Raw genomic sequence first — 13400 nt, 5'->3', positions numbered from 1 at the left:
GGCGGACGCTACCGATCCGGCAGGGCGTGTTCGACGATCGGCAGCCGCGGAAGGGGTTGACGCTCGGCGCGCTTGGCGGACAGGTACACCTGCGCGGTCTCGTCGGCGACGGTGTGCCAGTCGAAATCCGCGGTGAGGCGTTCGCGGGCAGCCTGCGCGCGGCGTTGGGCCGCAGCCGGATCGTCGAGCACAGCGATGACTGCTTCGGCCAGCCGGGCGACATCGCGTGGCGGATACGACATACCGGTCTCGCCGTCGATCACGGCTTCGCCGAGGCCGCCGATGTTCGACGTCGCCAGCGGGGTGCCGGCAGCTGCGGCTTCCAGGGCCGCCAAGCCGAATGGCTCGTAATGGCTGGGCAGTACCGCCGCGTCGGCGCGATGCAAGGTGGCCAGCAGATCGTCGTGGTCGAGACGGCCGACGAAGTGAGTTGCCCTGAGCACCTTGTATTTACGAGCTTGTTCGACGAGCCAGTCCTGCTGGGTGCCCTCGCCCGCAATGGTCAGCGTGGCGCCGGGGTGGGCCCGGCGGATCCGCGGCAGCGCGGCGATCGCTTCGTGCACGCCCTTCTCGTATTCGAGCCGGCCGACGTACAACAATTCCGGCGGTCCGGTGCGGGGCTTGCGGCGGGCGAACGGCCAACGCGCCGCCTCGATTCCGTTGCGAATGACCGTGGTCTCGGCCAGGCCGGGTCCGAACAGCTCGTTGATCTCCTCGCTCATCGACGCCGAACACGCGATGATGCTGTCGGATTCGCGCACCAGCCATGATTCGACCGCGTGCACCTGCCGGCTGATCGGGCCGGAGACCCAGCCGGAATGCCGGCCGGCCTCGGTCGCGTGGATCGTGGAAACCATTGGCAAGTCGTAAAATTCGGCAAGCGCGATCGCGGGGTGCGCGACCAGCCAGTCGTGCGCGTGGACCACGTCGGGACGCCACGGTTCGTCGGTGCCCTGGTGTTTCAGCGCCAGCCCCGCGCGGATCATCGCGTGGCCCATCGCCAGCGTCCACGCCATCATGTCGGTGCCGAAGGTGAATTCGTGCGGATCCTGCGCCGCGGCGACGACCCGGACGTTCTCGTCGATGTCATCCGACGACGGGTGGGTGCTCGGATCGGTGCCGGTCGGGCGGCGTGACAGCACCACCACTTCATGTCCTGCGGCGGCGAGTGCCGTCGACAGATGGTGGACGTGCCTGCCCAGCCCGCCGATGACGACCGGCGGGTACTCCCAGGACACCATTAAAATTCTCATCGCGGCAGCCTCCGGGCATCGAGTGCGCCGAACAGGCCGTCGGCCCGATTCCAGCCGTCGGCCAGCCGCTGTGCCACCTCGCGGCGTCCCGACGCCAGCGCTCCGGCGATTTCGCGGGTGGCGTGAGCGTGCAGATGCGCCCGGTAGCGGGCGTAGTCGGCGGCGGAGTCCTTACTCACCATGAAAGGCCAATCGCTGGAGACCGTCAGCAGTGTCTCGCGCAGGATCTGATCGGCGATGTGATCGCGGGGAGTCGGGCCGTCCAGCGAAGCGGTCTGGGCCAGGGCCTTGTCGACGCACGTCAGCGCAGTGTCGACGACCTCGGCGTTGAGCTGCACCAGATCGGCGACCTTCTCGCCGGACCACACTTGCCAGTCCTTGCCGGAACCCCATGAGCTGGGCGGTAATTCGACGGCGTTCCCGATGAAGCCCTCACCGGCTGCGTCACTGAGCGTGCCCAGCCGCACCCCGGCCTCCGGCAGCGCCCGCAACACCCGCTCGAGCCACGCCGGGCCCTCGTACCACCAGTGCCCGAACAACTCGGTGTCGAATGCCGCGATCACGTGGGCCGGACGTCCGATCCGCTCGGACTCCGACAGCAACCGGCGGCGCACCACGTCGACGAAATCCGCGACATGACTGTCGATCGCGCGATCAGCGCGCTCGGGATCGTAGGGCGCCTTCTTGTCCGACGGCACGCCTCGGCCGGTGACTCGGGCGGGCTTGAGTCCGGTGCGGTGGTCGTAGGTGTGGAAGTCGCGGTAGGCGGCGTGACCCGGGTACCCGGATTTGGGCGACCACACGCGATAGCTCACGTGCAGATCGCGACCGAACGCGACCACGTCGGTGTCGCCGACCGGCCGGCCCAGCGCGGTGTCGCCGTGCAGCGACGGCCCATCGACCATGAAGTGGCCCACACCGGCGGCGGCGTAGTCGCGCTCCATGCCAGGGGCGTAGGCACATTCGGGCGCCCAGATCCCAGTTGGCTTGTGCGCCAACCGCTGCTGGGCATCGGCCAGTCCTTCGCGCAGCGCGAATTCGCGCAGCCGCGGATTCAGCAACGGCTGGAACGGGTGCGCCAGCGGGCCGCCCAGCAGCTCGACAGTGCCCGCGTCGATCAGTCGTCGCAGCAGCGGGGTGGCGCCGTGACGCCAGAGGGTGGTGAAATCAGCAAGTGCCTGCTCGGTTTCAGCCATCTCGCGAATTCCGAAGGCGCGCAGAGCTTCCGGAGCCGAAGCGGGGGAGCCGTCACTGGTGTCGCCGGGCCGGACACTGGCGGCCTCAGTGGCGCGCAGGTGCCAGTTGGCCAACCAATGATGCATCCCGTCAAGGCAATACGCGTCGTCGAGCTGCGCCATCACCACCGGGGTGACGCCCAGGGTGATCAGCCGGCGCCGGTCCTCGTCGGCCAGCCGCCGCAAGACCTGCAGCAGCGGCAGATACGACGCCGCCCATGACTGGTACAGCCATTCCTCGCCGACCGGCCAGCGGCCATGATGTGCCAGCCACGGCAGATGCGTATGCAGTACCAGGGTGAACATCCCCGGCACCGACTGCCTCGCCGTCGTCGGCGGCGTCACGGACGCACCGCGATCGCGACGAGATCCAGGCTGTCGTCGATGTGATGTGACTCGTCCCCGTCCGCTTCGACGATGACGAAGTCGGAGGCTTCGACGGCCGCGACATCGGCCATCAGCTCGGCCGGCCAGGGCGCGTCGGCGACCGCGCGGGCGATCTGGGCGTCGATGATCGAGCCGCCGTGTCGGGCGTCCATCTCGAGTAGGCGCGCCCCGTGGAACACGCCGCTCATCGACAACGACGTGAAGCCGGCGTCGGTCAGCAGCTCCGTCATCTCCGCGGCGTTGAGCTCGCGAGTGTGAAACGGGTTGATCGGGGTGTCGCGCCCCGGTGAGAACGTGATCCGGTTGGGGGTGGACATCATCAGCACTCCGGACGGCCGCAGAACGCGAGCGCACTCCCGGACGAACTGTGGCTGATCCCACAGATGCTCGATCACCTGGAAGTTGACCACCACATCCACCGACTGGTCCGGCAGCGGCAACTGCGCGAGGTTGCCGTGCGTCACCTCGACCCGGGGGTAACGCGCTCGCACATGCGCCACGGTCGCCTGGTCGTAATCGACGGCAATGACCCGGCGCGCGACCCCGGCGATCAGGTCGGCGCCGTAGCCTTCGCCGCAGCCCGCCTCGAGCACGTCGCGAGCCACGCAGCGCTGCGCCAACTGCTGGTAGACCACCTCGTGGCGGCGGAACCAGTAGTTCTCGACGTCGAGTCCCGGGATCGTGCGTTCGCCGGTCAACGGCAGGGCGACGTCCGGAACGTCAGGGATGAATGCGCTCATTGCATAGGCAGGCTAACGCGTGGCGACGGGTTCGCGAATGCTTGACTTCGGGTATTCCAGTCAGTGGAGCATGGTGCCGCTCGCTTCCGAAGGCACGGGGGGACAGAACCTGCAGGACGACCCGCTATGGTGTGATAGCAAACCACACTAAGTTACCGGTCAGTAACATGCGGGTGCGGTGCGCACATGACGCGAAAAACTGTTCTGCGGCTCGCCGCTGCAGAACGCACTCGAGGAGGACGAGCCACTCTCATGACGAACATCGTGGTCCTGATCAAGCAGGTCCCGGACACCTGGTCAGAGCGCAAACTCAAGGACGGCGACTGGACGCTGGACCGTGAGGCCGCCGACGCCGTGCTCGACGAGATCAACGAGCGCGCCGTCGAAGAAGCGCTGCTGATTCGCGAGAAGGAAGCCGCCGACGGCACCGAGGGATCGGTCACCGTGTTGACCGCCGGACCGGAGCGCGCCACCGAGGCCATCCGCAAGGCGCTGTCCATGGGCGCCGACAAGGCCGTTCACCTGCTCGACGAGGGCCTGCACGGCTCGGACGTCGTCCAGACCGGCTGGGCGCTGGCGCGGGCACTGGGCACCATCGAGGGCACCGAGCTGGTCATCGCCGGCAACGAGGCCACCGATGGCACCGGCGGCGCGGTTCCGGCCGTCATCGCCGAGTACCTGGGCCTGCCGCAGCTGACCCATTTGCGCAAGCTCTCGCTCGAGGGCGACAAGATCTCCGGTGAGCGCGAGACCGACGACGGCGTGTTCGCGGTCGAGGCCACGCTGCCCGCCGTCGTGAGCGTCAACGAGAAGATCAACGAGCCGCGCTTCCCGTCCTTCAAGGGCATCATGGCCGCCAAGAAGAAAGAAGTCACCAAGCTGACGCTGGCCGAGATCGGTGTCGAGGCCGACGAGGTCGGTTTGGACAACGCCGGTACCAAGGTGCTCACGTCAACACCCAAGCCGCCGAAGACTGCGGGCGAGAAGGTCAGCGACGAGGGCGAGGGCGGCAACGACATCGCCAAGTACCTGGTCGGCCAGAAGATCATCTGAGACGTAAACCTTTAACCGAAAGACACGGAACAACTCATGGCTGAAGTATTGGTGCTCGTCGAGCACGCTGAAGGCGCTGTCAAGAAGGTCACCGCCGAATTGATCACCGCGGCACGCGTTTTGGGTGAACCGGCCGCCGTTGTGGTGGGTAAGCCCGGAACCGCCGAGCCGCTCATCGACGGGCTGAAGTCCGCCGGCGCCGCGAAGATCTACGTCGCCGAGTCCGACAACGCCGAGAACTACCTGGTCACCCCGATCGTCGATGTGCTTGCATCGTTGGCCGAATCCGCCTCTCCGGCAGCCGTTTTGCTGGCCGCCAACGCCGACGGCAAAGAGGTCGCGGGCCGGCTCGCCGCCCGGATCGGTTCGGGTCTGCTGGTCGACGTCGTCGACGTACAGGCCGACAACAAGGCGATCTGGTCCATCTTCGGTGGCGCGTTCACCGTCGAAGGTCAGGCCAACGGTGACACCCCGGTGATCACGGTGCGTCCGGGTGCGATCGACGCCGAGCCGTCCGACGGCGCCGGCGAAAAGGTCGACGTCGAGGTCCCCGAGCCCGCCGAGAACGCCACCAAGATCACCTCTCGCGAGCCCGCCGTCGCCGGCGACCGCCCGGAACTCACCGAGGCCACCATCGTGGTCTCCGGTGGTCGCGGTGTCGGCAGCGCCGACAAGTTCACCGTCGTCGAGGAGCTGGCCGACTCGCTGGGTGCCGCTGTGGGCGCATCGCGCGCCGCGGTGGACTCCGGCTACTACCCGGGCCAGTTCCAGGTGGGTCAGACCGGCAAGACCGTCTCGCCGCAGCTCTACATCGCGCTGGGCATCTCCGGTGCCATCCAGCACCGCGCCGGAATGCAGACCTCGAAGACGATCGTCGCGGTCAACAAGGACGAAGAGGCGCCGATCTTCGAGATCGCCGACTACGGCATCGTCGGCGACCTGTTCAAGGTCGCGCCCCAGCTCACCGAGGCGGTGAAGACCCGCAAGGGCTGATCCGTCGCGACAACGCCCCCGCACGTCTGCGCGTGTCGGGGGCTTTGTCGTCGCGGGCCTAGCCTGGCTCTATGAGCAGCGATCCCCATCGCGAGCTGACCCGGGCGGCTGACGGCGACGGTCCCGGGGCCCAAGCCGCCAAGACCGCGCTCGGCAGCGGGTCGGCTGCGACCCGCCTGCGGGCCGCGATCACGGCGCTCACCCACCATCGCGGGCCTGCTTCGAGCATCTGTCCCTCGGATGCGGCCCGGGCGGTCGGTGGCTCCGAGTGGCGCGACCTCACGGAGTTGAGTCGCAGCATCGCTTTCGAATTGGCGCGCGACGGCGACGTGGACATCACGCAGCGCGGTGACGTCGTCGATCCGCGCCGGCCGGCACGCGGGCCAATCCGGATCCGGCAATCGCCGGCGTGACGGCCCGACGAGGTTTGAAATCCTCCGCCCGGGTGAAAAGACAGGTGCTTAACCTCCCAGGAAAGGGCTCGACAATGAAGGCAATGGCGCCCGCGGCGATCGCGATCGCAGCGGTTCTGTTCAGTGGTTGTTCGGCTTCACAGGTCATCAACACCGGTGGTGACACCAAGTGCAAGGACTTCACCACGCAGGACGAAAAGAAGCAGAACGAAGAGATCAGCAAAATGCTCAAGGACAAGAGCGGTGCTGAACCGGCGAATCTGCAGATCACCGCCACCAGGTTGTCGGCGGCCACCTACTGCCAGACATTGGGCAAGCCCGACAGCAAGATCTCCGAGGCTCCGCACGGCTGATCGACATCGGTTGTGCTGCAGGCTTACTCGTTGTAGGCCTGCAGCACCACCATCGCCCGCCCGGCGACCTTGACGGTGTCGCCGGCAGGAGTTGGTTGTGCCTCTTCGGGAGCGCCGGCCAAGACCGCGCTGTCGACGACGGGTGTCCACGCCGAGCCGAATTCCTCGGGGGGCAAGGTGAACTCAATCGGCTCGTGGTGGGCGTTGAAGCACATGATGAACGAGTCGTCGGTGACCCGCTGGCCGCGGGCATCGAGGTCGGGGATGCCCAAACCGTTCAAGTAGACCGCAACCGATTTGCCGAACCCCGAACCCCAGTCGTCGTCCGTCATCTCCGACCCGTCTGGGCGAAACCACGAGATATCGGGCTGACCTTCGGCGCCACGGCGCCGCACCGGTAAGCCGGTGAAGAACCGTCGACGTCGGAATACCGGATGCGACGCCCGGAGGGCCGACACCGAGCGGGTGAACTCCACCAGATCTTCGTCGGCCTTGTCCCAGTGCACCCAGGTGATCTCGTTGTCCTGACAGAAGCCGTTGTTGTTGCCGTTCTGCGTGCGACCGAGTTCGTCGCCGTGGCAGATCATCGGAACACCTTGAGACAGAAGCGTTGTCGCGAGGAAATTGCGCTGCTGGCGAGCGCGCAGATCGTTGATCTCGGGATCGTCGGTCGGACCCTCGACGCCGCAGTTCCAGGACTGGTTGTTGCTCTCGCCGTCGTTGTTGTCCTCGCCGTTGTCCTCGTTGTGCTTTTCGTTGTAGGACACCAGATCGCGCAACGTGAAGCCGTCGTGCGCCGTCACAAAGTTGATCGACGCCACCGGCCGCCGCGCGGTGGACTCGTAGAGGTCGGCCGAGCCGGTCAGCCTGGAGGCGAACTCGCCCAGCGTCGCCGCCTCGCCTCGCCAGTAGTCGCGAACAGTGTCGCGGTACTTACCGTTCCATTCCGTCCACTGCGGCGGGAAGTTACCGACCTGGTAGCCACCCGGTCCGACATCCCAGGGCTCGGCGATCAGCTTCACCTGGCTGACAATTGGATCTTGTTGCACGAGTTCGAAAAACGCCGACAGCCGGTCGACGTCGTAGAACTCGCGGGCAAGGGTGGAGGCCAGGTCGAAACGGAAACCGTCGACGTGCATCTCGGTCACCCAGTACCGCAACGAATCCATGATCAGCTGCAATGTGTGTGGATGGCCGACATGGAGAGTATTGCCGGTGCCGGTGTAATCCATGTAGTACTGCCGGTCGTCGTCGACCAAGCGGTAATAGGCGGCATTGTCGATCCCGCGCATGGACAGGGTGGGGCCCAAGTGGTTGCCCTCGGCGGTGTGGTTGTACACCACGTCGAGAATGACTTCGATGCCCTCGTCGTGCAGGGCGCGGACCATGGTCTTGAACTCCTGCACCTGGCCACCGGGCGTGTTGCTGGAGGTGTATTTGAAGTCGGGCGCCAGGAAGCCGATTGTGTTGTAGCCCCAGTAGTTTGACAGCCCCTTGTCCACCAACGTGGAGTCGTTCGCGAAGTGGTGCACAGGCATCAGCTCGATCGCCGTGACGCCCAAACCCTTGAGGTGATCGATGATCGCCGGATGCGCGATGCCGGCGTAGGTGCCGCGCATCCGATCAGGAACGTCGGGGTGCAACTGAGTGAGCCCCTTGACGTGCGTCTCGTAGATCACCGAGTCCGCGTACCCGTGGTCCGGCGGACGGTCGTTGCCCCAGTCGAAGAACGGGTTGATCACGACCGACTTCGGCATGCGCGGCGCGGAGTCGTCGTCGTTACGGCTGTCGGGGTCACCGAAGTTGTAGCTGAACAGCGACTGGTGCCATTCGAAGTTGCCGTCGATCGCTTTTGCGTAGGGGTCGAGCAACAGCTTGTTGGGGTTACACCGTTGGCCCTCGGCCGGGTCGTAAGGCCCGTGCACCCGGTAGCCGTAGCGCTGGCCCGGTTCGACAGTCGGCAGAAAGCCGTGCCAGACGAAGCCGTCCACCTCGTTCAGCGTCACCCGGGACTCGGTGCCGTCGGCGTCGAACAGGCAGAGCTCGACTTTCTCGGCGACCTCGCTGAACACGGCGAAATTCGTGCCCGATCCGTCGTAGGTGGCGCCTAGCGGGTAGGCCCTGCCCGGCCACTGCTCGATGCGCTTTGCTTCCGCCACGAGACCCGCTTTCATCAGGGGCCGCAAGGCTGCGACCCGACGGTGGAGACTACCCGCCGAGCGCCAAGTCACACATGGTGTGAAGCGGGGCACAATAGCGGTATGACTAGCTGGCCGACCCCCGACAAACCTGGACCCGGACAGGAGTCGGTGTGGGACTACCCGCGTCCGCCGCGGCTGGAGGAGTTCGCCGGCTCGATCACCGTGGAGCTGGGCGGGCGAACGGTCGCGTCGACCACCCGCGGCTGGCGGGTGCTCGAGACCAGTCACCCGCCGACCTACTATCTGCCCGATACCGCCTTCGAGGCCGGGGTGCTGCGTCCCGCTGAGGGCGCCTCGTGGTGCGAATGGAAGGGCCAGGCAACGTATTACGATCTGTCTGCCGATGGCCGGGTCGCGCCACGGGCGGCGTGGACATATCTGCGACCCACCCACGGTTTCGAAGCGTTGACAGGGGCGGTCGCAGTGATGGCGGCCGCGGTGGATCGTTGCACCGTCAACGGAGAAGAGGTCACGCCGCAGCCGGGTGGTTTCTACGGCGGTTGGGTCACCAGTTGGATTGTCGGACCCTTCAAGGGAATTCCGGGATCCATGGGGTGGTGACGGCCGACTAGGGGCCAGCGGTGGCGATGGCTTCGATGCGGCGTAGCGCGATCGCGCACACCGACAAATAGACGGCCGCCCACGACGGAGCGGACATGCTGGCTCGCGCGCCGCCGTCGGCCGGCTCGACTCGGTGATGGGTTGCCGGGATGCCGGCCACTCTCCATGCCCAGTGCCGGCCGGGTTCGAACTCGGTGATGGTGAACGGGGCGGAAATGCCCAACGACGTACGCACGGTGCCGGTTACACCCGAGTCCAAGCTCGTGTACGGGTGATCGAGCGAGGCCCCGCTGACCGTCGGTCCCCATATCGGCCAGGCTTCGAGGTCAACCAGAATGCCCCACACCACCGACGGTGGTGCCGCGATGAATCGGTCGACGGCAAGCATTACGGGGCGCGCCCGCCCAGGCTTCGCTGTTGCTCGACGACGTCGTCGAGATTGCGGAGCCGACGCATTCCGGCCAGCGGCTGATTCATCCGCTGGTTGTTGGCAAGGTGTTTGGCATTGCGGTCCAGGAACCACCAGTAGCCACCGGTGAACGGGCACGCGTGATCGCCCACCCGCTCGCCGGGGCGGTAGCGGCAATCGCCGCAGTAGTTGCTCATCCGGTTGATGTACGCGCCACCGGAGGCGTACGGCTTGGTCGCCATCAGCCCGCCGTCGGCGTGCTGGGACATGCCCACCACATTGGCCACCATCACCCACTCGTAACCGTCGACGAAGCAGCGATGGAACCAGTCGGTCATCGCGGCGGGGTTCCAGCCGCGCTGCAGTGCGTAGTTCGACAGCACCATCAGCCGCGGAATGTGATGCACCCAGCCGTGATCGCGGACCTGCGCCAGCACGTCCTTGAGGCAGTTCGCCTCCACTGCGTCGGCGTTCAGCTCGGCGAACCACTTCGGCACCCGGGCGTGAGCGTCCAGCGCGTTGCGCCGCCGGTAGCCCCGCCCGAAGTGCCAGTACACATGCCAGATGTAGTCGCGCCAGCCGATCAGCTGCCGAATGTATCCCTCGACACTGGCCAGTGGGGCCTTACCCGAGCGGTAGGCATCCTCGGCGGCGTACGCGCAGTCCAGCGGGTCGAGCAACCCGAGATTCATCGGTGCCGACAGCAGGCTGTGTGCCACGAAACGATCGCCACTGAGGATGGCGTCTTCGTGAGGGCCGAAGTGCGGCAAGCGATCCCGGATGAACACTTTCAGCGCCTGTTGCGCTTCGGCCGCGGTGACAGCGAACTCGCGAGGGCCGTCACGGCCGACAAACGACACATCGCCGTCGCGTTCCCAGCGGTCGAGGTCCTCGCGGACCTGCTCGTCGATCTCGTCCTCGTCGGGCCGCCACGGCGCCTCGATCCCGAGATCGCCGCTCTTGGGCGCCGGCTCGCGATTGTCGGCATCGAAATTCCACCGCCCCTGCGCGGGCTGGTTGCCGTCCATCAGTAGGTCGAAACGCTTGCGCGCGTCGCGGTAGAAGTTCTCCAGCTTCAAAGATCGGTGCCCGTCGGCCCACGAGCCGAACGCTTCGCGGTCGGTGCAGAATCCGCGGGCCGGCAGCACCTCGACGTCCGGCAGCGACCGGACGAACCGGTCCGCGGCCCACGAGGTGGGCTGGCACACGCTGAGGGGCTCGTCCAGTGTGTCGAGCGCCTCCCGATAGGTGCGGGTCTGCAGGAACGTGGCCTGGTCGCCGAGTTCGGCCGCGCGGTGGCGCAGCGCGGACAACACCAGGTGGGCCTTGCGGCGGTGGAAGCGGCGCCGGGTGAAGGCCGCCTGCGATTCCACCAGTAGTACCGGCTGATCGGGTTCGTCCAGGAAGTGCGGCCCGAGCTGGTCGGCGAAACACCAGCGCCGGGTGTCGGAACTCATACCGGTTGCCATACCCTCGCGAACAGAATCTGAACCAGGGGGGCGCGATGTCAGACGCAGTGTCAGCACTGGGCGGCGAGAAGTTCGTATCGCTGACGACGTTCAAGAAGGACGGCACTGCCGTGGCGACGCCGATGTGGATCGGGCGGGACGGTGATCACCTTTTCGTGTGGACGCCCGCCGACAGTTGGAAGGCCAAGCGGGCCAAAAACAATCCGCGGGTGCTGCTGGTGCCGTGCAGCCGTCGCGGGAAGGTCCACGACGGCGCTCAGGCGGTCGAGGGTGTCGCCGAGGTGATCACCGAGCCCGCCACCGTCGACCGGTTGGCCGGCGCGATCCACCGCAAGTACGGATTCGAGTTCACCGTGGTGACATTCATCGAGCGCATTCTGGCGCGCGGATCGAAGCAGCGACTGGTGCTGCGGATCGCTGTCTAGCCGACCCGGATGTCGAAGCCCTCGAAGGTTTCGGTGGTACGCCAGGCCGCCAGGATGTCGGCGTATTCGGTTGGGCTGCCGAAGAAGAAGCTGTCTTTGTTGAGTCGTGCGCTCGCCTGGCCCTCGCGGTTGTAGTAACCGGGGGTGCATGCCTCACGCCGGCCGGCGATGACGCTGGAGCGTTCGACGACGGTGTCGACCCAGGCGGCCTCGGCGTCGGCGGTGGCCTCGACTTCGGCGGCGTCGTGTCGCAGCGCCCACGCGATCACCCACGCGATGTGACGGGACTGGGTGTCGATCAGGTAGGGGAAGTTCACCGTGAAGCCGGATTGGGCGATGCTCTCGATGAAGCAGTTCGGGAAACCGTTGACGTGCAGGCCGTGCAGAGTGCGAACGCCGTCGGACCACTTGTCGGTGAGGGTGAGCCCGTCGCGGCCGATGATGTCGAAGCCGGTGCGCTGCGAGTAGCTGGTGCCGACCTCGAACCCGGTGGCGAAAATCAGGCAGTCCAGCGGGTATTCGACGCCGTCCACCACGACGCCGCCCGCGGTGATCTGCTCGACTCCGAGACCGTGGGTGTCGACCAGGGTGACGTTGTCGCGGTTGAACGTCTGTAAGTACTCGTCGTGGAAGCACGGTCGCTTGCAGTAGTAGCCGTACCAGGGTTTGAGCGCCTCGGCGGTCGCGGAGTCGGCGACGATGGCCTCGACCCTGGCTCTGATCTCCTCCATCTTTGCGAAGTCGGCGAGTTCGGCGGCGTTCGGGCCACCTTCGTTGACGATCGGCATCTTCCTCGTGAGGCTGGTCCACGCGTCGTCGACCAGATCCTCATCCGACGACCCACCGGCTGTGAGGATTTGAAAGTTCTCCATCCGCCGCCGCTGCCATCCCGGTTCCAGGGACGCGGCCCAGTCCGGTTCGGTCGGACGATTGGCCCGCACATCGACTGTCGAGGGGGTTCTCTGAAAGACGAACAAGCGTCCGGCCGCCTCGGCGAGCCTCGGCACGCACTGGATGGCGGTCGCGCCGGTGCCGACGATTCCGACCCGCTTGTCGGACAGCGCGCTCAAATCCGCACCGGTGTAGTGGTAATCCCAACGACTGGTGTGGAAGGTGTGTCCGCTGAAGTCGGTGATGCCCTCAATTCCAGGCAGTTTCGGCTTCTGCAGATAACCGTTGGCCATTGCCACGAATCGGGCGCGAATCTCGTCACCGCGATCAGTCGAAATGAGCCACCAGGAATTGCTTGGCTCCCAACGGATTTCCTGTACCTCGGTCTGCAGGCATGCGTCGCGGTACAAGTCGAAGTGCTCGGCGATGCGGCGGCAGTGCTCCAAGATCTCGGCGCCCTTGGCGTACTTCTCGGTCGGTACGTAGCCGAGCTCCTCGAGAAGTGGCATGTAGACGTAGGACTCGACATCGCACGCGATTCCGGGGTACCGATTCCAGTACCAGGTTCCGCCGACGTCGGCGGCCTTGTCGATCAGGCGGACGCTGTCGACGCCGAGTTGCCTGCAGTGCGCCCCGATCAGCAACCCGCCGAAGCCGGCTCCGACCACGGCGACGTCGACGGAATCCTTGATCGGGCAGCGGTGGAAGCCTGGATCAGCCCACGGATCGTCGCCGAACGAGCTGAAAGCGCCCGCGATCTCGACATATTGGGATAGACCGTCGGCCCGCAGGCGGCGTTGCCGCTCTTCGGCGTATTTGCGGCGCAGCTTGTCGGGATCGAAGGTGTTCCCAGCGTGGCCAGACGTCACGGCTGAATAGTGAACCAATTTTGTGACCCAGGCAACGGCGATCGCTTCCGATTGTTTGGAATCGGGCTGCGACATCGTCATCTACCGTGCATGGACACGTTACGGCTGCGATGCCAGCTAGCTGAACAACGAAGCAACAGTGGCGCAC

General features: G+C 66.1%; 13 protein-coding genes. 6 read left to right on the top strand and 7 right to left on the bottom strand.

Going from position 1 to position 13400, the window contains the following annotated elements; translation table 11 throughout:
• Positions 1-8 precede the first annotated feature (8 nt).
• Genes ACZYW1_RS03710 through ACZYW1_RS03700 form a run of 3 tightly spaced genes read right to left on the bottom strand, consistent with a single transcriptional unit; the run spans position 9 to position 3615 of the window.
• A complete protein-coding gene (locus ACZYW1_RS03710; RefSeq protein WP_463783375.1) occupies positions 9-1253 on the bottom strand; it encodes a glycosyltransferase family 4 protein in 1245 nt (414 codons plus the stop codon).
• Entirely contained in the window at positions 1250-2794 is a 1545-nt protein-coding gene (locus ACZYW1_RS03705; RefSeq protein ID WP_463787660.1) for a 1,4-alpha-glucan branching protein domain-containing protein, read from the bottom strand. The genes ACZYW1_RS03710 and ACZYW1_RS03705 overlap by 4 nt, the downstream gene beginning before the upstream one ends.
• A gap of 35 nt (positions 2795-2829) precedes the next feature.
• Positions 2830-3615 carry a class I SAM-dependent methyltransferase gene (locus ACZYW1_RS03700; protein ID WP_463783373.1) on the bottom strand — a complete coding sequence of 262 codons (786 nt, stop codon included), beginning with the start codon at positions 3613-3615 and terminating at the stop codon, positions 2830-2832.
• Positions 3616-3867: 252 nt separating this feature from the next.
• Between ACZYW1_RS03700 and ACZYW1_RS03695 the strand changes: the two genes are divergently transcribed.
• The 4 genes from ACZYW1_RS03695 (at position 3868) to ACZYW1_RS03680 (ending at position 6427) form a co-directional block, all read left to right on the top strand.
• Positions 3868-4668 carry an electron transfer flavoprotein subunit beta/FixA family protein gene (locus ACZYW1_RS03695; RefSeq protein WP_463783372.1) on the top strand — a complete coding sequence of 267 codons (801 nt, stop codon included), beginning with the start codon at positions 3868-3870 and terminating at the stop codon, positions 4666-4668.
• A 36-nt stretch (positions 4669-4704) separates the two neighbouring features.
• Complete coding sequence (locus tag ACZYW1_RS03690) at positions 4705-5661, top strand: electron transfer flavoprotein subunit alpha/FixB family protein (RefSeq protein ID WP_463783371.1); 957 nt, start codon at positions 4705-4707, stop codon at positions 5659-5661.
• Between the two features lie 71 nt (positions 5662-5732).
• Complete coding sequence (locus ACZYW1_RS03685) at positions 5733-6074, top strand: DUF3253 domain-containing protein (protein ID WP_463783369.1); 342 nt, start codon at positions 5733-5735, stop codon at positions 6072-6074.
• Positions 6075-6148: 74 nt separating this feature from the next.
• A complete protein-coding gene (locus tag ACZYW1_RS03680; RefSeq protein ID WP_463783368.1) occupies positions 6149-6427 on the top strand; it encodes a hypothetical protein in 279 nt (92 codons plus the stop codon).
• A 23-nt stretch (positions 6428-6450) separates the two neighbouring features.
• Here the strand turns inward: ACZYW1_RS03680 and glgX are convergent, their stop codons facing one another.
• Positions 6451-8601 (bottom strand): glycogen debranching protein GlgX, encoded by a 2151-nt coding sequence (glgX, locus tag ACZYW1_RS03675; protein WP_463783366.1) that lies wholly within the window; start codon positions 8599-8601, stop codon positions 6451-6453.
• Between the two features lie 87 nt (positions 8602-8688).
• On the opposite strand from glgX, the gene ACZYW1_RS03670 reads away from it, so the two are divergent.
• Positions 8689-9189: a DUF427 domain-containing protein gene (locus ACZYW1_RS03670; protein WP_463783365.1), complete on the top strand. Its 501-nt coding sequence runs from the start codon at positions 8689-8691 to the stop codon at positions 9187-9189.
• Positions 9190-9196: 7 nt separating this feature from the next.
• Here ACZYW1_RS03670 and ACZYW1_RS03665 read toward each other — a convergent pair whose 3' ends face one another.
• Complete coding sequence (locus ACZYW1_RS03665; protein WP_463783364.1) at positions 9197-9577, bottom strand: SRPBCC family protein; 381 nt, start codon at positions 9575-9577, stop codon at positions 9197-9199.
• Entirely contained in the window at positions 9577-11055 is a 1479-nt protein-coding gene (locus ACZYW1_RS03660; protein WP_463783363.1) for a cryptochrome/photolyase family protein, read from the bottom strand. The genes ACZYW1_RS03665 and ACZYW1_RS03660 overlap by 1 nt, the downstream gene beginning before the upstream one ends.
• 47 nt (positions 11056-11102) lie before the next feature.
• Between ACZYW1_RS03660 and ACZYW1_RS03655 the strand changes: the two genes are divergently transcribed.
• Positions 11103-11492, top strand: a complete 390-nt coding sequence (locus ACZYW1_RS03655; RefSeq protein WP_463783362.1) for a PPOX class F420-dependent oxidoreductase — start codon at positions 11103-11105, stop codon at positions 11490-11492.
• Here the strand turns inward: ACZYW1_RS03655 and ACZYW1_RS03650 are convergent.
• A complete protein-coding gene (locus ACZYW1_RS03650) occupies positions 11489-13252 on the bottom strand; it encodes a flavin-containing monooxygenase (RefSeq protein ID WP_463783360.1) in 1764 nt (587 codons plus the stop codon). The genes ACZYW1_RS03655 and ACZYW1_RS03650 overlap by 4 nt on opposite strands.
• Positions 13253-13400 lie beyond the last annotated feature (148 nt).

Source organism: Mycobacterium sp. IDUB_36, assembly GCF_055419225.1.
The sequence above is the reverse complement of the archived record's forward strand: the minus strand, read 5'-3'. Positions and strand labels throughout refer to the sequence as shown.

Bases quoted from the DNA above. Each gene is read 5' to 3' on its own strand.
- ACZYW1_RS03710 (WP_463783375.1), bottom strand. From the start codon at position 1,253: ATGAGAATTTTAATGGTGTCCTGGGAGTACCCGCCGGTCGTCATCGGC.
- ACZYW1_RS03705 (WP_463787660.1), bottom strand. From the start codon at position 2,794: ATGTTCACCCTGGTACTGCATACGCATCTGCCGTGGCTGGCACATCAT.
- ACZYW1_RS03700 (WP_463783373.1), bottom strand. From the start codon at position 3,615: ATGAGCGCATTCATCCCTGACGTTCCGGACGTCGCCCTGCCGTTGACC.
- ACZYW1_RS03695 (WP_463783372.1), top strand. From the start codon at position 3,868: ATGACGAACATCGTGGTCCTGATCAAGCAGGTCCCGGACACCTGGTCA.
- ACZYW1_RS03690 (WP_463783371.1), top strand. From the start codon at position 4,705: ATGGCTGAAGTATTGGTGCTCGTCGAGCACGCTGAAGGCGCTGTCAAG.
- ACZYW1_RS03685 (WP_463783369.1), top strand. From the start codon at position 5,733: ATGAGCAGCGATCCCCATCGCGAGCTGACCCGGGCGGCTGACGGCGAC.
- ACZYW1_RS03680 (WP_463783368.1), top strand. From the start codon at position 6,149: ATGAAGGCAATGGCGCCCGCGGCGATCGCGATCGCAGCGGTTCTGTTC.
- glgX (WP_463783366.1), bottom strand. From the start codon at position 8,601: ATGAAAGCGGGTCTCGTGGCGGAAGCAAAGCGCATCGAGCAGTGGCCG.
- ACZYW1_RS03670 (WP_463783365.1), top strand. From the start codon at position 8,689: ATGACTAGCTGGCCGACCCCCGACAAACCTGGACCCGGACAGGAGTCG.
- ACZYW1_RS03665 (WP_463783364.1), bottom strand. From the start codon at position 9,577: ATGCTTGCCGTCGACCGATTCATCGCGGCACCACCGTCGGTGGTGTGG.
- ACZYW1_RS03660 (WP_463783363.1), bottom strand. From the start codon at position 11,055: ATGAGTTCCGACACCCGGCGCTGGTGTTTCGCCGACCAGCTCGGGCCG.
- ACZYW1_RS03655 (WP_463783362.1), top strand. From the start codon at position 11,103: ATGTCAGACGCAGTGTCAGCACTGGGCGGCGAGAAGTTCGTATCGCTG.